Annotated in this window: 1 pseudogene; it reads left to right on the forward strand. The window is 56.8% G+C overall.

The features are described from left to right. Positions 1 to 23: 23 nt before the first annotated feature. Positions 24 to 602, forward strand: a pseudogene (locus ACR0KW_RS24295) (dual-specificity RNA methyltransferase RlmN); the annotation flags it as partial.

Consider the following 602-nt stretch of genomic DNA (forward strand, 5'->3'; position numbering starts at 1 on the left):
CTAACAATAACTGGTGAATGACCATGGCGATCTCATTGGACATCGCGCACAAACCCGCAAATCCAGCGGCATCCGGCGCAGCAGTTGCTTCTCCTGCTTCAGAGTCTTCTGAAGAAAAACCATCTCTGATCGGCCTCAGCCGGGAAGAACTGGGCAATGCATTGGCAGCCGTAGGTGTCCCCGAACGTCAGATCCGCATGCGCGTCAACCAGTTGTGGCATTGGCTCTATGTGCGCGGCATCTCAGACTTCAGCAAAATGAGCAACGTCTCCAAAGACCTGCGCGCCAAGCTGGAATTTGCCTTCACCATCGCACGTCCTGAGATCGTCACCGAACAGATCTCCGTCGATGGCACCCGCAAATGGCTGTTCCGCTTCCCGTCCCGCGGCGCAGGCAAGCCAGTTGAAGTCGAAACCGTTTACATCCCGGAAGAAGATCGCGGCACGCTCTGCATCTCCTCTCAGGTTGGCTGCACCCTCACCTGCACCTTCTGCCACACCGGCACACAAAAGCTGGTGCGCAACCTCACTTCAGAAGAGATCCTCTCTCAGCTGATGCTGGCAAAAGACCGCCTCAGCGACTTGCCGGATGCCGATGCACCA

The organism is Ruegeria sp. CG11, from assembly GCF_056537245.1.